The 19358-nt window shown below is 60.7% G+C and carries 18 protein-coding genes; 14 read left to right on the forward strand and 4 right to left on the reverse strand.

Annotation, left to right across the window (positions count from 1 at the left end; translation table 11 throughout):
- Positions 1 to 217: hypothetical protein (locus VGG64_20850; protein ID HEY1602065.1), on the reverse strand; the 217-nt coding region annotated here is incomplete at its 3' end.
- Between the two features lie 214 nt (positions 218 to 431).
- Between VGG64_20850 and VGG64_20855 the strand changes: the two genes are divergently transcribed.
- Entirely contained in the window at positions 432 to 1943 is a 1512-nt protein-coding gene (locus VGG64_20855; protein HEY1602066.1) for an Nramp family divalent metal transporter, read from the forward strand.
- A 264-nt stretch (positions 1944 to 2207) separates the two neighbouring features.
- A complete protein-coding gene (locus VGG64_20860) occupies positions 2208 to 3953 on the forward strand; it encodes an amidohydrolase family protein (GenBank protein ID HEY1602067.1) in 1746 nt (581 codons plus the stop codon).
- Between the two features lie 56 nt (positions 3954 to 4009).
- Here VGG64_20860 and VGG64_20865 read toward each other — a convergent pair whose 3' ends face one another.
- The 3 genes from VGG64_20865 to VGG64_20875 form a co-directional block, all read right to left on the reverse strand.
- Positions 4010 to 5203 carry a heparan-alpha-glucosaminide N-acetyltransferase domain-containing protein gene (locus tag VGG64_20865; GenBank protein ID HEY1602068.1) on the reverse strand — a complete coding sequence of 398 codons (1194 nt, stop codon included), beginning with the start codon at positions 5201 to 5203 and terminating at the stop codon, positions 4010 to 4012.
- A 148-nt stretch (positions 5204 to 5351) separates the two neighbouring features.
- Positions 5352 to 6872, reverse strand: a complete 1521-nt coding sequence (locus tag VGG64_20870; protein HEY1602069.1) for a Gfo/Idh/MocA family oxidoreductase — start codon at positions 6870 to 6872, stop codon at positions 5352 to 5354.
- A 184-nt stretch (positions 6873 to 7056) separates the two neighbouring features.
- On the reverse strand, positions 7057 to 7644 hold the full coding sequence (locus VGG64_20875; protein ID HEY1602070.1) for a DUF1990 domain-containing protein: 588 nt from the start codon (positions 7642 to 7644) through the stop codon (positions 7057 to 7059).
- A 240-nt stretch (positions 7645 to 7884) separates the two neighbouring features.
- Between VGG64_20875 and VGG64_20880 the strand changes: the two genes are divergently transcribed.
- The 12 genes from VGG64_20880 to VGG64_20935 all read left to right on the forward strand — a co-directional run bounded on the left by VGG64_20880 (position 7885) and on the right by VGG64_20935 (position 19276).
- Positions 7885 to 8880, forward strand: a complete 996-nt coding sequence (locus VGG64_20880) for an endonuclease/exonuclease/phosphatase family protein (protein ID HEY1602071.1) — start codon at positions 7885 to 7887, stop codon at positions 8878 to 8880.
- Between the two features lie 273 nt (positions 8881 to 9153).
- The gene (locus tag VGG64_20885; GenBank protein ID HEY1602072.1) at positions 9154 to 9456 is read left to right on the forward strand and encodes a hypothetical protein; all 303 of its coding nucleotides are present in this window, start codon (positions 9154 to 9156) and stop codon (positions 9454 to 9456) included.
- An 88-nt stretch (positions 9457 to 9544) separates the two neighbouring features.
- Positions 9545 to 9973 carry a hypothetical protein gene (locus tag VGG64_20890; GenBank protein ID HEY1602073.1) on the forward strand — a complete coding sequence of 143 codons (429 nt, stop codon included), beginning with the start codon at positions 9545 to 9547 and terminating at the stop codon, positions 9971 to 9973.
- 67 nt (positions 9974 to 10040) lie between these two features.
- A complete protein-coding gene (locus tag VGG64_20895) occupies positions 10041 to 10811 on the forward strand; it encodes a hypothetical protein (GenBank protein ID HEY1602074.1) in 771 nt (256 codons plus the stop codon).
- Between the two features lie 64 nt (positions 10812 to 10875).
- Positions 10876 to 12432 carry a hypothetical protein gene (locus tag VGG64_20900; GenBank protein HEY1602075.1) on the forward strand — a complete coding sequence of 519 codons (1557 nt, stop codon included), beginning with the start codon at positions 10876 to 10878 and terminating at the stop codon, positions 12430 to 12432.
- A 115-nt stretch (positions 12433 to 12547) separates the two neighbouring features.
- Complete coding sequence (locus VGG64_20905) at positions 12548 to 13105, forward strand: hypothetical protein (GenBank protein ID HEY1602076.1); 558 nt, start codon at positions 12548 to 12550, stop codon at positions 13103 to 13105.
- Positions 13106 to 13205: 100 nt separating this feature from the next.
- Positions 13206 to 13592, forward strand: coding sequence for a hypothetical protein (locus VGG64_20910; GenBank protein HEY1602077.1), 387 nt, complete (start codon positions 13206 to 13208; stop codon positions 13590 to 13592).
- A 175-nt stretch (positions 13593 to 13767) separates the two neighbouring features.
- Complete coding sequence (locus tag VGG64_20915; GenBank protein HEY1602078.1) at positions 13768 to 14331, forward strand: ParB N-terminal domain-containing protein; 564 nt, start codon at positions 13768 to 13770, stop codon at positions 14329 to 14331.
- Between the two features lie 123 nt (positions 14332 to 14454).
- Positions 14455 to 15582 (forward strand): GNAT family N-acetyltransferase, encoded by a 1128-nt coding sequence (locus VGG64_20920; GenBank protein ID HEY1602079.1) that lies wholly within the window; start codon positions 14455 to 14457, stop codon positions 15580 to 15582.
- An 11-nt stretch (positions 15583 to 15593) separates the two neighbouring features.
- Entirely contained in the window at positions 15594 to 16037 is a 444-nt protein-coding gene (locus VGG64_20925; GenBank protein HEY1602080.1) for a hypothetical protein, read from the forward strand.
- Positions 16034 to 17740, forward strand: coding sequence for a phage terminase large subunit (gene terL, locus VGG64_20930; GenBank protein ID HEY1602081.1), 1707 nt, complete (start codon positions 16034 to 16036; stop codon positions 17738 to 17740). The genes VGG64_20925 and terL overlap by 4 nt, the downstream gene beginning before the upstream one ends.
- 81 nt (positions 17741 to 17821) lie before the next feature.
- Positions 17822 to 19276, forward strand: a complete 1455-nt coding sequence (locus tag VGG64_20935; GenBank protein HEY1602082.1) for a phage portal protein — start codon at positions 17822 to 17824, stop codon at positions 19274 to 19276.
- Positions 19277 to 19358 lie beyond the last annotated feature (82 nt).

Consider the following 19358-nt stretch of genomic DNA (forward strand, 5'->3'; position numbering starts at 1 on the left):
AATCGCTGTCGAACAAGGGATCTTGGCCCAGGGAATCCGTGAGACATTTCGAGGCGCCGCCTGGTCGCACGATTGCCGGGAATGGGTCTACTTCGATTGTTTCATCGATACCGCGGCGGTTCGCAGTCGGCATGATTTGGCGCCGTGCGTACACGATCATGCGCACCGCGGCACTCACGATGGCCAGGAACGCGGTCTCGTTTGCGCAAAGTGTCACGATGCGATTATGGGCAGCTATGACCCGGCCCCCCACAGGAAGACATATCGCGGTTGACGTTCTAAAGGATCGACCGGAAATGACGCCTGCCTTGCGATATTCGTGATTGCCGGGCGTGGCGGACGACCTAGCGCACCGCTAACATAGGCGGGCTGTCAGCAGCCCAGGCGGCGAGCACCCGACGACAGCCCCCATTCCTTCTGGATCGCGCGCGATGGACCAGCCCGACCGTCACGATGCGGCTGCGCATGCCGATGTCGGCGTTGCCGCTGGCGATATTGCCGATCCGCCGAAGAATCTCTGGGCTGCATTCCGCAAGATCGGTCCGGGCATCATCTTGGCCGGCAGTATCATCGGGTCCGGCGAGTTGTTGTTGACGACGGCGCTGGGTGCCAAGTACGGCTTTGTCTTCCTGTGGCTGATTCTGTTCAGCTGCGTGATCAAAGTATTCGTCCAGATCGAGCTGGGGCGCTACTCACTCTCTTCCGGTCTGCCGACGCTGACGGCACTCGACGAATTGCCCGGACCAAGACTGGGCGCGCACTGGCTAGTGTGGTGGTGGTTCATCATGCTGATGATTACCGTATTTCAATTGGGCGCAATGGTTGGCGGCGTCGGGCAGGCGATGAACCTGGCCTTTCCGAAGGTTGCAGAACGTCTGGCTAGCGGATGTGAGTCGTGGGGCCCGCAACTGGCAGAGACGATTCGCGACAAGCCCGAGCATCCTTGGGCTGTACTGACGGCGCTGGCCGCGGTGGTATTGCTTTTGAGCGGCGGATATCGCCGTATCGAACGCATTACTACGATCCTGGTAGCCTCGGTGACTCTGGTCACCGTAGGGTGCGTGGCTGCGCTGCCCGGGATGGGCTACCCCGTGGGGCTGGACGACATTCGCGAAGGCTTTTCATTGAATATCCTGGCGCTGCCGGCCGTGGCGATTGCGGCCGCCTTTGGCACGTTTGGCATAACTGGCGTGGGGGCGGCCGAGCTATATGCCTATCCCTATTGGTGCTTGGAGAAAGGCTACGCGCGCTTTACCGGACCGCGTTCACCTTCGCCGGATTGGGCCGCGCGTGCTCATGGTTGGATGCGCGTGATGTACCTCGATGCCTGGTTCAGCATGGTGGTCTTCACCGTGGCGACCGTATCGTTTTACATTCTCGGTGCGACGGTGCTGCACCGTCAGGGGCTGTACCCTGAAAAGTCGAAGATGATCGAGACACTTTCCGAAATGTACGTGCCGACGTTTGGCCCGTGGACGAAGATCGTATTTCTGATTGGCGTATGGGCGGTGCTATTCAAAACGCTGTACGTGGCCTCGGCATCCAATAGCCGTTTGACGGCCGACTTTCTCGGATTGAGTCACCTAGTCAAGTACCGTGATGATGGCGACCGCGCCAAATGGATTCGACGCTGCTGCATCTTTTATCCGCTATTGGCATTGCTGTTGTACCTGTGGTGGGCCGACCCAAAGGCGATGGTTATTTTGGGCGGATTCGTGCAGGCCGCGACATTGCCGATTATTTCCGGCGCCACAATTTACTTGCGCTATCGCCGTACCGATCCCCGGCTGGCGCCGTCGCGACTCTCCGACGCCTGCCTGTGGTTTGCTTTCCTCACGATCACCGCGGTGGCGCTGTATGCGATACCCCATTGGGTCGTCAACGACTTGTGGCCCGCAGTCAACACCTGGTTTTCACCGGCGACGAGTGGCATTTCCTCGTAGCTGACAATGGTAGAAACTGTGCGGCCGCGCCGGGTGAAACCTTTCGCACCATAGTGCCGACGCGGGGTCTACCGTAATTCGGGGATGCTTGCTTGGTTGCAGAAGGGGGCCAAAAGCGCATCCGCGACCGTAATGCGAGCACGATTCCTCAATGGGCACCGGTAGCCAAACGGCCGCCGAATAGCGACAATAGGAGTCCGCGCCTGCTTGCTCAAGCGGGCTCGATCCAAGGCCACGTTCGACGTTTTTGGGAGATTTCGCGTGATGGTTTCCTCCTCCGAGAATCGCACTAGCCCATCGTGCGACATCGTGATCCGCAATGGCCAGGTGTTCGACGGCGCGAACTCGCCGGCGGTGACGGCCGACGTGGCGATTCACCACGGCAAGGTCCAATCGGTTGGCCCCCAATTGCCACAACAGGGAACGAAAGAAATCGATGCACGCGGGCAATGGGTGATGCCCGGCATGCTTGATATTCACACGCACTACGATGCCGAAGTCGAGGCGATGCCGGGTTTGGAAGAGTCCGTCCGCCACGGCGTGACGACGGTGGTGATGGGCAACTGCTCGCTGTCGGCGGCGCTTGGCGAGAAGAAGGACATTCTAGACCTCTTTTGCCGTGTGGAGAGTCTGCCGCGCGATGTCATGTCGCGCTGGCTCGGCGACACGATTCCCTGGCACGGTGTCCGCGAGTATTACGCGCATCTAGACCAACTGCCGCTAGGTCCGAACGTGGCTTCGCTGCTGGGGCATTCCAACGTTCGCGCACATGTTATGGGGATGGACCGCAGCTTGCGGGTTGCCAAGGCCGAACCGGACGAAGTCCGGAAGATGCAGCGCCTGGTCGAAGATGCGCTCGACGAAGGCTATCTGGGCCTGTCGATCGACATGTTGCCTTGGCACCGGCTGGATGGCGATCCGTTTCGTGGCATCTCGGTCCCCTCGCAACATGCGCATCCGAACGAGTATCGCAGCCTGGCTGCGCCGGTTCGCGATCGTGACCGCGTCCTGCAGGCAACGCCCAATGCACTTACGAAGAGCACCGTGGCCACGTTGGCCATGCTCAGCTCGGGTATCGGACGCAAGCCGCTTCGTACCACGATCGTGGCGGCGATGGATATCAAGACCGATCGCAGAGTGTACAAAATCGCCACCACGATCGGCGCCGTGTTCAACAAGTTGCTCCGCGCCAATATTCGCTGGCAGGCATTGGCAGAGCCTTTCTTGAACTATTGCGACGGCGTCCATACGCCGCTGTTCGAGGAATTTCCGACCGGAGTCGCGGCCATCAGCTCGACCGGTGACGACCGTAAGCAGATGTTTGCCGACCCGAAGTTTCGCCAGGCGTTTCGTCGTGAGTGGGAAGATACCCGCACGCGGATTTTTCATCGCGATTTGAACGACATGTGGGTTGTGTCATCGCCGGTGGCCGGCCAGGCGGGAAAATCGTTCGGTGAGCTGGCAAGCGCTCTTGGCGTCGACCCGCTTGAGTACTTCATGGACTTGCTGGCCGAACACGATTCGGCAATTCGTTGGAAGACGGTGGTCACGAACGATCGAGCCGCGCCAAGACAATATATATTCGCCCACGACACGACGCTGCCTGGCTTCAACGATTCGGGCGCCCATGCCCGCAATATGGCGTTTCAGGATGGCGGACTGCAGATGCTCCAGCAGGTATTGCTCAATCCGCAGCTGATGCCGATTGAGAAGGCGATCCACAAGCTGACGGGGCAATCGGCGCAGTGGCTGGGTCTAGACGCGGGCCTGTTAAAGGCGGGCGCGCGAGCGGATATTGCCGTCGTCGATCCGGAGAAGCTGCGTACCGGTCTCGGCCCGCCGATCGAGCAGTATGACGAGCGACTGCACGGCGCCATGCGAATGGTCAAACGGTCTGACGGCGTCGTGCGGCAGGTACTGGTCGGCGGCCGTGTCGCGTTCGACAACGCGCAATTTGTGCCGGAGTTCGGCCGCGAACGCTTCGGCCGCCTGCTGCGCTCGCAGCGCTAGCCTGTAAGGACAACGATCTCTGCAAGCAAATCGCGGTGCCGACACTTGCGCCGCACTCACAGCTTCAGATAAATCTTGTTCTTCTCGAGATGCCGCACGAATAGATAGACGATGCCGAAGTACAGCAGGAAACCTGCCGCCACGTACCAGTGCGGAGCGTCTTTGGGAATGAACGGCGCGACGGAATCGCCCACGACATTGTGCAAGATATAGGCAATCAGCGCGTTCGATCCGAACGTGCGAAACAGCCCTAGCTGCAATCCCCCTATGTCACACGCGATGTAAAAGATGGCGTAGACGGCCAGGGCCAACCCGGCCGCGAACGTGTGATACGAAGGGGTTGCCGCCCGCTGGCTCATCATCCAGTAGTTGTGCTTGCGCTGTTCGGGCGGGGGTGGTGCCACAAACGGCGGCTCGGCCCATTGGAACGACCAGCGCGAGATCCGTTCCCTGTCGGGGATGACCGGGTCGGTTGCTGTCCTCGCTTCATCATTTGTCACGACCTGGTCCTCAGGCACGTCGTACAACGTGGTGCAGCACGACAGCAAATAGCCGATGCCCATCAGCACGATCGACCAGGCGAACATGCGTCCTATCCGCGCACGACCGTCGGCCGCGGTGACGGCATCGCAGGCCATTGTTCCGACCAAGGTCGGGATCGACCACGTCAAAAATCCTAGCGGACCGCCGTCTACACCCGCGTGATATACCCATTCGAAATAAAACAGATGCGAGAGCACTAGTTGCAGCACCGCCGAAGCGATCATGTAGGCCACGCGAATGCTCGCCCGGGCGCGAATCACCGGCAGAATCCACAACGAGGTGATGGCGATGTGCATCAGCGGGCCGCCGAACCATTCGCGCGTGAAACAAAAGCGTAACACGTCCCACGGACCGCGTTCGACGAGCGCTTGCCAGGTCGCTGCCGGCGGTCGCACATGTTCGATTACGATGGCCACCAGGGCCAGCCCCAGAAACCGGCGCACGACCCGTCCGTACGCCGGGATCAACCCTTCGGTGGTTTCTCGTCGTCCGAATGTCAGCCGAAAGGCGAATCCGACCGCAAAGAAGAATTGCGGCATGATCGTGTCGGCATAGCTGCAAAACGTGTTGTGGTGCTTCAGTAGCGTGGGCGTAACGTAAAACGCCCCCAGAAAGTTCACCAGGATCATGCCGGCGACGGTGTAGCCTCGAAATTGATCGAGCGATACCAGGCGGACTTTTTCTTTGGGTGGCGGGATGGTTGACATCGGTCAGCGTCTTTTCAAAGCGACTGGCGCCGCTGGTTCTGGGGGAGGGCAGGGGAGCGATCGGCGGGGTTACACAACGTATGTCACAGGGCGATGATTGTCTATCTGCTTTGTGGCTACCGAGGTCGCCTTTCGCGACCCGGCGCTTTCATCCCGCGCCGGTCGTCGTTTGTTCCTCGGGCGGCTTGCCATCCTTCCACGGCCCGGCCAGCTTCATGTACTCTGGCGGACGCAGCAGGCTGCCATAATCGCCCCCTTTCCAACCTGGCAGGTGGTGGGGGTGGGCCCGCTCCTTTGACATTTTTTCCCACCCTGCGGCCCAACTTTCGTCGGCCAGGGTTTCACGCTTCGCCTGCGGATCGAAGAAGAACGCCTTTCCCTCGCGGTAGCTACGCGCGCCAAGATTGACCGTTACGATCGCAGCCGCACCCAGGTCGGGCGGGTTGTTGCACAGGCTCGGCTTTTCGGCGGCTACGGCCTCGAGAAAGTTCTTGAAATGTGCATAGGTCGAATCGCCGGCGGTCCCGACTTCGATCCGCTCTTTTTCGAGCTTGCTGTCCCGGGTGACTTGGGGTCGCTCGGGAATGAAATCGAAACCGGTGAAGTTTTCGCCGTTACCGAACACGAACGAGCCGAAGTGCCCGCGAATGACTTGCTGGATGGGCGTCTCGGCACTGCACATCGTGGCCGTGATAATCGCTTGGGCGCCTTCGTTGTAGTCGGCCACGACCGTGGCCACGTCGGGCACGTCACGGCCATCGTATTCCAGAAAGATCCCACCAGCGCCCACCACGCGACCCGGATAGCGCAGTCCAGTCGCCTTCAGCATCGCGGTCGTGCGGTGTACGAACAGGTCGGTATACATGCCGGCGCCAAACGGCCAATAGCAGCGCCATTGGGCGTACAAGGCCCGATCGAAGGGAATGTCAGGCGCTAGTCCTTCGTCGACTCCCAAAAAGCGGCGCCAATTAATCGTCTGCGGTGACATTTCCTTGGTCAGCGAGTAGTAACGCCACTGGCCCACTTCCGAATTGCGGAAGAACTCGGTTTGAAACTGCAAGACCTTGCCGAGCTTGCCTGCGTCGATCAGTTCGCGGCAGCGGTCCCAGATGGGCAGGCTGGTCGATTGCACGCCGACCTGCATCACCCGGCCAGTGGATTTCCACGTATCGACGACGTCCATCGCTTCTTGGATGGTGTGCGTCATCGGCTTTTCGCAATACACGTGCTTGCCGGCCCGCATGGCATCGATCGACTGTTTGGCATGCCAATGGTCGGGCGTGGCGATGCAGACGGCATCGACATCCTTGTCGGCCAGCATGTCGCGATAGTCTTCGTATTTCTTGGGCGCGGCGCCGGTCTCTTTCTCGATAAAGTTGGCGGCGCGGTCCTGATTGCGGGTGAATACGTCTGAGACGGCGACAAAATCGATGTTCATCCCATCCTTGCGCAACTTGGCCAGCGTCTTCATATGCGCGCCGAAACCGCGACCACCAGGACCGATAAATCCCAAGCGGATCCGCTCGCTCGCGCCACCGGCACGTGCTGCCGTGGGCGAAGTGGCGACAGCCGTGGCTGCCGCGGCAACAGCCGCCGTCGTGGCGCTGGTTTTCAAGAAGTCGCGGCGCGAAACATCGGCCCGCGTCGTCTGTTCGGCGTTGATTTCCATGGAATCGTGCTCCCGAGTCAGAAGATGGCTGGAATGCCACAACGAATAATCGTGGTCCGTGGAACGCAGGGCAACGGGGAGGCCGGTCGATCGAGCAATGTTTCTATCGACTCCTTGGCAGCCGGCAATATTCTATCTGGCCGCGAGCGCTGTTGCACGCAGCGCCTGTCTTCGTTCAGAGCAGCTACGATTTCCTCGTTGAGCTCTGCACGGATCGCAGCATGGCCCGCTGGGAATCGGCCGCGAAACGTCGCTGCAGCCGCCGTACTAAAGGCAATCCGGCCCAGCCGTACCACCCACCTGGACGTGATGCGGCCACGACCTCGTACCAGATTCGATTATCACTGTCGCGTCGAATCCAAAATCGCTCCTCGCCTCGTTCGGCATGCTCTCGAAGCGTTCCATAAGCAAACCCAAATTCCAGCTTCCCGTCGTCAAGCTCGTGAACGTAAACGATGCGTGCCGCGTTCAGCCACCACAACCCGCATGCGCGAATCAGCACGCCGACTGCATTGCCCACCGCGAACGATGTGGCGGTGGGGTAGGGCTCGACCCAGCCGAGACGAAACATTTCCCAACGAGACAACGCCGCGCATGCAGCCGTGAATACTTCATCGCCCCGTCCAAGCAGGATGCGGTACCGATCGACAAAATACCGTCTTGGCGGATCGCCACGCGTGCAGCCGGCATCTTCGTAAGACAGTACCGCATGAGGCTGACGTGCCAGGAACCGTTTGATCGTCTCAGGAGATGGGCGACGCAAACTCAACATGTTGCAAAAGTGGTCCGATTCTGTGGGTTACTTTTCGAGACTGCTATCAGACCGCATTTGACGGCAATTTCTAACGTCCGCTGACGTATTAATGCCTCGCGGTTGATCCACCTTAGTCGCGGCTCAACTGCACTGGTGACGTTTCGGCAGTTTCGCTATCCTGCCCACCCCTATCGGTCTGGCCCGCGGTTCGCGCGAGCCATTCTTCGATTATTACCGCCACCGCCCAGGGAGGGGTCCGTGTCGCGAAAATTCTCACTGCTCGTGGTCATGGTCGGGATTGTGGCGGGCAGCGGCTGGTTCCTCAAGAATTTCGAAGTCCACGGCCTCGATCAGGTTCATGTCACGCGCCGCGGCGCTCCGATCGAGACGGTCGGCAGCACACCGGAGGCGCCGACGACGGCCGTCGTCCAGCGCAGTGGCGGGACGATACGCATCGCATCGTTCAATATCCAGGTCTTCGGCGAAAGCAAGCTCGCCAAGCCCGAGGTGATGCGCGTGCTGGCCGAAGTAGTGCGCCGTTTCGATGTCGTGGCCGTACAAGAGATTCGTGCCACGACGCAAGACATCATGCCGCGGTTCCTGCAACAGATCAATGCCGAGGGGGCCAGCTACGATTTTGTCATCGGGCCGCGGCTGGGTCGCACCTCGAGCAAAGAGCAATATGCCTTCATCTATAACCGTGCCAGCATCGAGCTGGCCCCCGGCAGCATGTACACGGTTGACGATCCCGACGATCGGTTGCACCGCGAGCCGCTAGTGGCTGGCTTTGTCGTTCGCGGTCCTCCCGCGGCGCAGGCATTTACATTTACGCTCATCGACATTCACACAGATCCCGACGAAGTCCCCCAAGAGATGAACGCGCTCGACGACGTGTTTCGCGCCGTCCGCGACGACGGGCGACACGAAGACGACATCATCCTGCTCGGCGACCTGAATACCGATGACGCCCATCTCGGCGAATTAGGGCAGATGCCGTACTTGGTCGCATCGATCTCGAAAACCCCCTCGAACACGCGGGGGACGAAATTGTACGACAATATCATCTTCGATCGTCGTGCTACCACGGAATTCACGGGCCGTTCGGGCGTGCTCAACTTGATCCGCGAGTATCAATTGTCGATGCACGATGCGCTGGAAGTTTCGGATCACTTTCCGGTGTGGGCCGAGTTCAGCATCTACGAAGGGGGCCAGTCGGGCGCTGTGGCCAGCGCGCCGGGCGACGCGCGCAAGTAGCCCAGCGAACGGCATCGCACGCTCGGCGATGTCAGCAGAGCGTCAGCGTGAGCCGGTTCATCCAACATCCGTCATTTTGCAATTCGCGTTGATCCTACCTCTTGAAATCAGGCCAGCCGCTTCGCTAGGATTGGCTCACACGTAAGCGGTATCGGCAGAGCCTGAGCGACAACGTCAGGTATCTATAAGAGCCCGCCTCCGGAATCGTTCCGGAGGCGGGCTTTTTTTGTTGGTCGCGCCGCATGGCAATTGGAACAGAGTGTTTCCGCGCGCATGGCTGAATACTTTGCACCCGACCTTGGCAACCTGACTGCGACGGCCATCCTCGGATGGTACGCCTGGCATAACGCCACGCGGACGATCCCCGAGCTTTTGACCGCATTTCGTCAAGAACTTGCAACCACCCGCAGCGAGAGCCGCGAAGAGCGCGAGACGCTGCGTGACGAGTTAAACGCTGAGCGCATTGAACGTCATTCCGACCATATGGCGATTGTCGAAGCGCTGCACGAACTGGCTGAACGACTGCGAAAGTCCGAACACGCACCGCCGGCGTCAACAGGACGCAAGTCGACGTAACAACTGCCCAACGCACTCGACTTCGACACGTTGACAACATCGCTGCCTAACATTCGACCGCATCACTCATTTCTCAAGGAGACGGATCATGAACAACGCTGCGCAGATGCAAGCCGCTGGCGTCAATCTGACCCTGGTCGCGTGGCTCGCGCGTCATGCCAAAGACGTACCAACGATCCTGGCAGACGCCGAGAATGTCGTTTCAGCCGCTACGATCAGTGACAAGTGGACGGCACTCAAAGAGTTGGGCGACATCGTCGTTGCCGATCTTGCAGATTTCCCAGGATTCACCCAGCCGGTCAATCCCGCGCCGATCAATCCGCCTACTCCAACTCCGCCGTCGCCCGTTGGTCCTGTTACCCAGCTGCCCGCGGTCACCGTTGCGGAAGTCGATGCGGCGCTCGGCGTGATCGGCGACGGACACATCATCAATGCCATTGTCTCGCTGGTCACGAACCCGCAGTTTCTGGCCTTGCTGGAGCTGATTCTCAAATTGGCCGGTGTATCGATTGCGTAACGGAGAGATACGCGGACCGGGCGGTGCGTGTCATTTCGCGAAACAAGTTTTGATTATCGGTGCATCCATGATCCAAAGTTCCCGAAAGCTCGGAAAGTTGCCGCCGCGATACGATCGGCGGACCTTGCGATTTGCTCGCTACGTGCTCCCCTCGTCGTTGCCTCCGCTGCCGCAGTGGGTTCGTTGGAGCCAGAACGCCACGCAGCCTTGGGGAATGATGCTCAACGATCGTCTCGGCGATTGCACGTGTGCCGGCGCGGGGCACGCCATTCAAACTTGGACTGCCAATCACGGCAACGAGGTCACGCTCGCCGATAGCGACATATTAAGTGCCTACTCGGCGATCTCGGGTTACGATCCGGCCACCGGTGCCAACGACAATGGCGCCGTCGAGCTGGATGTGTTGAATTATTGGCGTAACACGGGCGTTGGCGGCCATCGCATCGACGCGTTCGTTTCGTTGCAACCGCAGGACCAGCGCGAAGTGCAGGAGGCGATCTACCTGTTCGGCGGAGTTTACATTGGACTGGCGCTGCCCGCGGCAATCGAAGGGCAATCGATCTGGAAGGCTCCGCATTTTCATTTCGATTTTGGTCACCCCGCCTGGCAGCCGGGAAGCTGGGGAGGTCATGCCGTCTTCTGCATCGATTTCGACGCACAGTACGTGACGTGCGTGACCTGGGGCGCGCTGTTGAAGATGGACTGGGCTTTCTTCACCACCTACTGCGACGAAGCCTACGGCATCATCTCGCCCGAGTGGGTCAACGACACCACCAAGGCGCCTAACGGGTTCGATATGTCTTCGTTGAACCAGGATCTGCAAGCCTTGGGCGCGTAGACCAAAGATGCGCTTCGAGGTGGATGATCCTCCAGCCAAATTGTCCTCAAGCAAAAGTACCATCATGCGCAGAGAAACCAAAGGATTGACGAAGCTGTGGGCATTGGGTGTCCTCTTCGTCGCTCATCATTCGTTGTCGCTAATGGTATTCGCGGCTGCGGCCTTGGCCGAAAGCCCCCCGGCTGCGGCGGCCCGCGCAGCGCTGGCCGACTTGCGAACGCAGCCGGTCGCGCGCCGTAACGGATTGCGTTACCTGACAATAAATAGCGACCAGGAAGAAACGGCGATCGCATACGTGTTGAACGCGGTCAGTCGCTCGCGCTTGGTGGTTCGTCCCGAGTTAGCCGGGCCTGGCTTGCTACGAATCGATCTCGTCCACTACGCGAATCCGCGCGAGTCAGGTTCATTTGCAGAATTGAGGGCCGCCTGGGAGAAACTCGTCACGATTGATCCGTATTTTCATCTTCGCAGTCAGGTGGTTGTGCCTCTGGCCGCGGACCGCGAACAAACTAAAGAGCAAAGTCTTCGGCAGCACGCAACCAAGCGCGCCGCGGCGTCGGTCTCAACCGGCAGCGCTTCGGTCACAACGGTTACCATTGACGGAGGCTGGATCCCGCCGGACGTGGCAGCCGAGTTGAAAGTTTTGGCGGTGTCCGCTGGCCCGGTGCTGCGCGGAGATTTTTTCGTCGCCCATGCAGCGACGGCGCCTCTGTACTACGATTTCGCTGGCATACCGGGTACTGAAGCAGAGCTTCTCAAGCGGCTGGGGATCGACCGGGGAGTCATCGACAAATTGTCGGCCGACACCGCGGCCAACCTGCTGGTATCGCGCGTGACGAGCAAGCCGCGAAGGATTGTGCGGCTGCCCGGCGCCCTGGGCGGAGTGTGGTATACGCGGGATGTGGCAGTCGAAACGCCCGACCGCGATCCGGTTCGCACTCCGATCAACTACGCCGGTAGCGCTGGCAGACAATCGCTGCGCTTCGACGCGTCGGAATGGTTCGCCCAAAAGGAAAACGGCTTTTGGCTGACGGCTGTCTACGACGCCGCGGGTAAGCGTCAGGATACTGTAGTGGACGCCATCGCCAAGGATACGACCGCGCACGATGGCATCGTGCGGCCGCTGGTGTCTTGCGTCCGTTGCCATGAACTCAACGGCGGCCAGTCCGGCATGCAGCCGATCGAGGACGACCAGTTCGCGCTGTTGTCGGGCGAAGCTGCGGTGCTCAAGAGCTATCTGCCGGACGTCGCCCGCCGCGTGCAAGAGCTTTACGACCCGGAGCGCTTGCAACGCGCACAGGCACGCGATCGACAAGATTATGCCGCAGCCGTCGAACAAGCCACCGGCGCGGGTCCGCACGCCGCCGCCGACGCGTTGGCAAGAATGTACGCAAACTTTGTTGACCGACCGGTGACACGAGAGGTCGCTGCCGCCGAGTCTGGCCTGGGCGTCGAGCAGTTTGTCATGGCCATGCGGCAGTCGACAGACCCCGTGATCCTCGCGCTGCGTGCGGGGCGGGAAATCAAACGTGCGAGCTACGAAGCAAGCTTTCAAGACGTGATGTTACGAATCGGAAGTCTGCGCGGCCAGGATGCGAAGGCCCAGGCGTCGACACCGTAGATCAAGCGAACGAAATTGCGCGAGTGCGAGGCGACTTCCGGCTGCTACCCGGCGTTTGCCTGTCGCTATTGCCGCGAGCACTTGGAGCCAGCCTTCTGCCCAGGAGACCTTACGAATGAAGTTACGAATACTCACCATTGGACTAGCACTGTTGCCGACTGTCGCATCGGCCGGGGGGCAACGGTCGCAGGTGCGGATTGCGGCCACGAGCGTCGTAGAGATTCCGAGCGGATTTGTCGTCGTCCCGTTCGCTGTGCCGGTCGCCATGCCCAGCTACGTGCAATACCAGGCTGTGGACTATGGATATACGGCGGCCACGAGTGCGTCGGTGCAACCTTCTGCGACCTTGCCTTCGTCACCTAGCGCGGCGGCTCCGAGCGCCGCGCCATCTAAAACCGAATCGCCGGCACGGGGCGTTTCAGCCAGCAATTCGCTGATCTTGTCGCAATGTGGCAAATGCCATGGTGCCGTGCAGCCCAAGGCGAGCTTGGATTTAACCGGCGCACTCGACGATGCGACGCGACTGAAGGCGATCACCAGGCTCCTGGCCGACGATCCGAAGAAGCGGATGCCACAAGGCAAGGACCTCGCTCCGGATTTGCTCGGCAACCTAATTCAAGAACTGGCCACAACCTCGCAAAAATCGCCATCGCCAACATTAACCACAGAGTGATTTGCAAGTGAGCTTTCTGAGGTGGCACTCGACCGGGGTGTCGATGCCGCTACCTGGTTTTTCTAGTCGTGTTGTCAGTCATGTTGTAAGGGAGATCTTTATGCGGGCGTTCTTCATGTGTGTTGCTGTTGTTTTGCTGTTCGCCGTCCCCGTCGTCGCGTGTCCGCCGGTTGCACTGTCGCAAGGGGTCGCTACGGCTCAAGCGGTCGCGATGCCCCAATTCGTGGCACAACCCCAGCAATTCGTCGCACTGCCGACGGCGCAAAGCGTGGTCGGTCTTGGCAGCCCGGTCGCGAGCGCGACGACTAGCGTCCCGCTGGCAGTGACGCAACCGGTTGTGTTTGCCGCCAGTCCGTTCGCATCGGTCCAGGCGACAAGCGTTGCCAGTGCCTGCAATCGCGCGGGAGCGCGCTGCGGTGTGATGAGCGGCGGGCGGGGGCGGCTGCTGCCGCGGCAACGGGTCGTCTCGAAGGCGATCGTTCGCTAGCGATTGGCGATATGCCTGGGCGCGGCCGGCTATGTCGGGCGGCCGGTCGCGCCAGGGGCAAATAGATGCCGGATCGCGACCGTCCGATTCGTCAGGCTGACAATGCTGCGTGATCGCAAGTTGCCGCCGTCGAGATTAATTATCGATACCAGTCCCGCGCGCGGAGATTGACACGATGCAGATTCGCGATCGCATCCGGGAACTACGTCGCGTTCCGGCCGCTCAGCTGCGCCCGCACCCCAGAAACTGGCGAACGCACCCGGCTCACCAACGCGACGCGCTGCAAGGCATCCTTGCCGAGATTGGTTACGCTGGCGCGCTTTTAGCCCGAGAATTGGCAGACGGCAGCCTGGAGTTGATCGACGGCCACCTGCGGGCCGAGACAACTCCCGAAATGGAAGTGCCGGTGCTAGTTCTCGATATCACCGCGGCCGAAGCAGACAAATTGTTGGCCGTGTACGATCCGCTGGCCGCGCTGGCCGAGGCCAATGGCGCACAGCTGGCAGCGATTGTGTCCGAAATAGAGACCGACAGCGCGGCCGTACGGTCGCTGCTGGATCGCCTCGCGCAGCAGGCGAGCAGCGAGCAAGCACCTCTTGTTGTGAGCGCGCCGCCCTTGGAATCGCAACTTCAGGAATCGTTTCAAGTGGTCGTCGAATGTCACGACGAGGCCGAGCAGCGAACGATCTACGAACGCATGTGCACCGAGGGTTTCTCATGCAGACTTCTCGTGCTGTAGTGACATCCATTGCCCAAGCCGAAGTCGTATTCGGATTCGGCAAGACGACGATGCGTCCTGCTCTACGCGCCAGAGCGCGCGGCGACGTGGGTTCTGGACGTCCGTGTTCGTAGGAGATCAACGTTGCCGATCGTCGAAGTCACCGCCAGTTGTCCGGTTCACGATTCCTTCCGAGTTCGGCAAGTTGCCGGCATGTTTGATGTGCCGCTCTCACAAAAATCGGCCGTGACCTTTCGAGCGGAACTGCCCGCAGTCGACGAACCGTGGCAAATTGGTATGATCGTCGGTCCGTCGGGTAGCGGAAAGACTACCGTTGCGCGACAGGCATTTGGCGCGGACGTTTATAGTGGCTACTCGTGGGCCGACGATCGTGCCATCGTCGACGCTTTCGACGACTTGGCGATCAAAGACATTACTGGCCTGCTGACGGCCGTCGGCTTCAGCTCGCCTCCCTCTTGGATTAAACCGTACGCGGTTCTTAGTAACGGAGAGCGGTTCCGCTGCGATCTGGCCCGCGCGCTATCAGCCGGATGCCTGCGCGAGAAGAGCGAGCAAGGCGCGATCCAGGCGAAGGATCTGCCAACGATCGCTTTCGACGAGTTTACAAGCGTCGTCGACCGCAACGTGGCGCAGGTCGGTTCGGCGGCCGTGGCCAAGGCAATCCGCAGCGGCTGGCTGCATTGCCGATTCGTGGCCGTCACCTGCCACTACGACGTTGCCGAGTGGCTGGCGCCGGATTGGATCGTCGATATGGCGACGGGCGTCTGCCAGCGGAGGAGTCTTCGGCGACCGGAAGTGCGCATCCAGCTCTTTCGTTGCCACCGTAACGCGTGGTCCATGTTTGCGCGTCATCACTATCTGAACGGAGCATTGAGTCCGACCGCGCGATGCTTCCTGGCAACTTGGCGCGAATCGCCGGTCGCCTTTTGCGCGACGATTCCCTTGATTGGGCGCCGTCAGCATTGGCGGATCACACGCGTTGTAACTTTGCCCGATTTTCAGGGGATCGGCATTGGCATGCGCTTCGCCGAGGCTGTCGCGGATTGTCACCGCGATGAAGGGCACCGCATCAACATTACCGCGAGCCATCCCGCCGTGTTGGCGCATTGTGCCGGCTCGCCACGCTGGCGCACGGTACGTGTCCTCAAGACGGGATCCCGCAGCGCCCGCAGCTTCATCCGCAGTTACCGTGGCTCGGGTGGGCGGGCCGTGGTGTCGTTTGAATACCAAGGCGCCGGAAGCGCGGCGTAAGGGCGAGGCGTATGGGACGAACGATCGACGCAATCAAACAGGGTGAAATATGCGCGATCATCTCCGTCGGCGGCAGCCGGCGGACCGCCGCCAAATACGTAGGCTGCGCTGCAGAATCGATCGGTCGCAAGGCTTGCCGCGATCCTGAGTTCGCGGAGCGCCTGGCCCGGGCCGAAGCCGATTTCGAAGTCATCCACTTATCGAATATTCAGCAGGCCGGCAAGAAATCCTGGAACGCATCGGCCTGGCTGCTGGAGCGAGTCTATCCCGAGCGGTTTGCCAAGCGCGGCGCCGCCACGATTCCGGTTCGCCAGTTGGATGACGTACTGACCCGGCTTGGTCAGGTGATCAAAGAAGAGGTTTCGGATCCAGAACGAGTCAAGCGGCTTGTGACGCGTTTGCAAGAGCTGCTGACGGAAATCGCCGCAGACGCGGTACGAAAGTCGCGCAAGTGACAATCGACAATACTAACAATCAGCAGGGCGCGCAGCCCGAAGTCAATTCGCGCGACGGAGACAATACGTTCGAGCCGGACGCCACCGATGCTGAACAATTGACGTACGATCCGTCCGCTTCGCTCGAAGAACAAGAAGACTATGTGATTCGGGCCGTGACGAATCAGTTGCTGCGCCACCTGCGCGATTCTCGCAACGCCACCTTCAGGCCGCGTGGCTTGCTCGATTGGGCGCGGCGGTATCTGCCTGCGCATTTCTCGCTTCCTCCCTCGACGATGCACCGTTGGCTAGAGGCCCAAATCGATCGGATGCGTGACGCGCGTGGACGAAAGATCAACGCCATTGGCCCGCGCGGTGCCGCCAAGTCGACCGTGGCGTCGTTGGCCTGCCCGCTGCGGGCGGCGGTTGAGGCGTCTGAGCAATACATCTGGATCGTCTCGGACACCAAAGATCAGGCGGCCAGCCATTTAGAGAACATCAAGGCCGAGCTGATCGATAACGACCTCCTGGCAGCCGATTATCCGGCCGCGATCGGAAAAGGCCCGGTATGGCGATCCACGGCGATTCGGCTGCGGAACGGCGTGGCGATCGAGGCGTTCGGCACAGGGCAACGCATCCGTGGTCGGCGTCGCCGCGCGAATCGCCCGACATTGATCGTGTGCGACGATCTACAAAACGACCAGCACATCGAATCCGTGCTGCAGCGCGACCATTCACGGCAATGGTTTCACGGCACGCTGCTCAAGGCGGGCACGCGCACGACGAATATCATTCACCTGGCCACGGCGCTGCATCGCGATGCGCTGGCTCTGGAGCTGCTGCGCACGGCGGGTTGGACGTCGCGCGTATTCCGCGCGATTGAGCGGTGGCCCGACGATATGCTCGCCTGGCAGCAGTGGGAGAGCCTTTACATAGATGTCGACAATGCGGACAGCCTGCGTGTCGCGCGCGCGTTTTATGAAGATCGCCGCAACGCCATGGAAGCCGGCGCCGTCCTGCTCTGGCCCGAACAGGAAGATCTGTACAGCCTGATGCAGATGCGTGTCGAGAGCGGGCGAAGTGCCTTCGAGCGCGAAAAACAAGGTTCGCCCGTCAATCCCGAATCGTATGAATGGCCGGAAGAGTATTTCGGGTCGCATATCTGGTTCGAAGACTGGCCCGCGGCGGTGGCGCTAAAAGTCGTCGCACTCGATCCCAGCAAAGGGAGCGACGCGCGACGAGGAGACTATTCTGCTTTTGTATTGTTGGCCGTGGGGACTGATGGTTTGTTGTACGCAGAAGCAGACATGGCGCGCCGGCCGACCCCACAGATCGTGGCCGACGGCGTGGAACTGTGTCGGCAGTTTCGTCCCGATGCCCTGGTGATCGAAGCGAATCAATTTCAGGACTTGTTGGGTCGCGAGTTCATGGCCGAGTTCGCGCGACAGGGAGTGCTCGGCACGCAACCTTGGTCGCTCGACAATCGCGTCAACAAGCTGGTGCGAGTGCGTCGCTTGGGGCCATATCTCTCGCAAAGGCGACTGCGATTCAAGGCGAACTCGCCGGCAACGCGACTCATGATCGAGCAGATGCAGCAGTTTCCCGTAGGGGATCACGACGATGGCCCCGACGCGCTCGAGATGGCGATTCGGATGGCAACGGAACTGCTCGAGCAGCCCGCAGCGAACGACGGCCTTGGTGATCGGCTGCCGCTATCGCTGTGAATAGCCACGGCACCAGCGTAGTTACAAGGTAACCGGAACGACGGTGTGTACCGTTTGTCAAATGTTATAGGAGTTACATGCATGACGCGACATGAAAAACAGCACGACCCTGAACTCTACACGCAGGCCGGAGCAACGAGCGGACAGCGAGAGCCGGTATCCCGATTGGAACGCCGGCTCTGGGAAGCCTGCGAAGGTCTGTGGGACAGCTTTGTCGACCCGCGTGATGCCCTGTGGGACGAGGATGGTAGTCGTTGGCAATTCGTCGGCAACGAGCTCGGACGGGGCGGTGCCGTGGCGTCGCCTTTCTGGACCGAGGCCGATCAACGACAAATCCGCGCCGAGTGCCGGTCGTTGGCCGTCACCAACGAGTTTGCCATCAATGGGCACGAAAACCGCATCAATTACGTGATCGGATCGGGCCATACCTACCGCGCCATGCGCAAGGCGGGGACGGATGCGCCCGATGCACTCGTATCGCAGGTGCAAGCGCTGCTCGACGAATTCGTGATCGTGAACCAATGGCACCGGCGACAGCAGGAGATCCTCCGCCGCCGCGACCGCGATGGCGAGGTATTCTTGCGATTCTTCGCGACCCCCGACAGCGCGTTGCGCGTGCGCTTTGTCGAGCCGGGCCAGGTCTCGACGCCGCCAAGCGCTGCGAGCGATCCGGCCAGCAGCTTCGGCATCGTGACCGACCGGCACGACGTGGAAGAGGTGCTGGGCTACTACGTGGACGGCCTGCTCGTGGACGCCTGTGAGATCCAGCATCGCAAGGCGAACGTGGATTGCAACGTCAAGCGGGGGTTGCCTCTGTTCTATCCCGTGCGCAAGAATCTACGGCGCGCCGAGAAGCTGCTGCGCAACATGAGTGTCGTGGCCGAGATTCAATCGGCCATCGCGCTAGTGCGGCGCCATCAGGGCGCCACGCGCAGCGCCGTGCAGCAATTTGTCGCCGGCCAGGCCGACGCCACCACGGCCGGCCCCAGCGGACAGTCGACATCCTGGAAGCGTTTTGCTCCGGGGACGATCCTCGATACGCATGCCGGCGTCGAGTACGACTTTCCCGCGCAGGGGCTCGACGCTGCCAGCTATGTGGCCGTGCTGCAAGCCGAATTGCGGGCCATTGCCGCCAGGCTCGTGATGCCTGAGTTCATGCTCAGCAGCGATGCCTCGAACGCCAACTATTCCTCGACGATGGTCGCCGAGAGTCCGGCGGTGCGAATGTTCGAGCGCTTGCAGGCCGAACAGGTCGAGGGGGACCTGCAGGTCATGTGCCGCGTTATTGAAGCGGCGCAGCGGGCCGGGCGGCTGCCGGCAACCGCGTCGGTCGATATTGACATTCAGGCAGCTCCGCCGGCGCTGGCGGTCCGCGATGCGCTGAAGGATGCGCAAGTCTCGCGCATCGAATACCAATGCGGCATCCTCTCGCCACAAACCTGGACACAGCGGCGCGGCATGGACTACGCCCAAGAGCAGGCCAACCTTGACGACCACCGGCGCGCGGGTGATAGCGAACTGCCGGGCAAAGCATAGGGGAAGACGCATCCCCGGGTTATTACTCTCTCAGCCTTGCTCTGTAGAAATCCTCTTCCGCCAGCTTAATCCGCTAGCTGGC

It is taken from the genome of Pirellulales bacterium (assembly GCA_036490175.1).
Taxonomy (GTDB): Bacteria; Planctomycetota; Planctomycetia; order Pirellulales; family JACPPG01; genus JACPPG01.

Bases quoted from the DNA above. Each gene is read 5' to 3' on its own strand.
- VGG64_20855 (HEY1602066.1), top strand. From the start codon at position 432: ATGGACCAGCCCGACCGTCACGATGCGGCTGCGCATGCCGATGTCGGC.
- VGG64_20860 (HEY1602067.1), top strand. From the start codon at position 2,208: ATGGTTTCCTCCTCCGAGAATCGCACTAGCCCATCGTGCGACATCGTG.
- VGG64_20865 (HEY1602068.1), bottom strand. From the start codon at position 5,203: ATGTCAACCATCCCGCCACCCAAAGAAAAAGTCCGCCTGGTATCGCTC.
- VGG64_20870 (HEY1602069.1), bottom strand. From the start codon at position 6,872: ATGGAAATCAACGCCGAACAGACGACGCGGGCCGATGTTTCGCGCCGC.
- VGG64_20875 (HEY1602070.1), bottom strand. From the start codon at position 7,644: ATGTTGAGTTTGCGTCGCCCATCTCCTGAGACGATCAAACGGTTCCTG.
- VGG64_20885 (HEY1602072.1), top strand. From the start codon at position 9,154: ATGGCTGAATACTTTGCACCCGACCTTGGCAACCTGACTGCGACGGCC.
- VGG64_20890 (HEY1602073.1), top strand. From the start codon at position 9,545: ATGAACAACGCTGCGCAGATGCAAGCCGCTGGCGTCAATCTGACCCTG.
- VGG64_20895 (HEY1602074.1), top strand. From the start codon at position 10,041: ATGATCCAAAGTTCCCGAAAGCTCGGAAAGTTGCCGCCGCGATACGAT.
- VGG64_20900 (HEY1602075.1), top strand. From the start codon at position 10,876: ATGCGCAGAGAAACCAAAGGATTGACGAAGCTGTGGGCATTGGGTGTC.
- VGG64_20905 (HEY1602076.1), top strand. From the start codon at position 12,548: ATGAAGTTACGAATACTCACCATTGGACTAGCACTGTTGCCGACTGTC.
- VGG64_20910 (HEY1602077.1), top strand. From the start codon at position 13,206: ATGCGGGCGTTCTTCATGTGTGTTGCTGTTGTTTTGCTGTTCGCCGTC.
- VGG64_20915 (HEY1602078.1), top strand. From the start codon at position 13,768: ATGCAGATTCGCGATCGCATCCGGGAACTACGTCGCGTTCCGGCCGCT.
- VGG64_20925 (HEY1602080.1), top strand. From the start codon at position 15,594: ATGGGACGAACGATCGACGCAATCAAACAGGGTGAAATATGCGCGATC.
- VGG64_20935 (HEY1602082.1), top strand. From the start codon at position 17,822: ATGACGCGACATGAAAAACAGCACGACCCTGAACTCTACACGCAGGCC.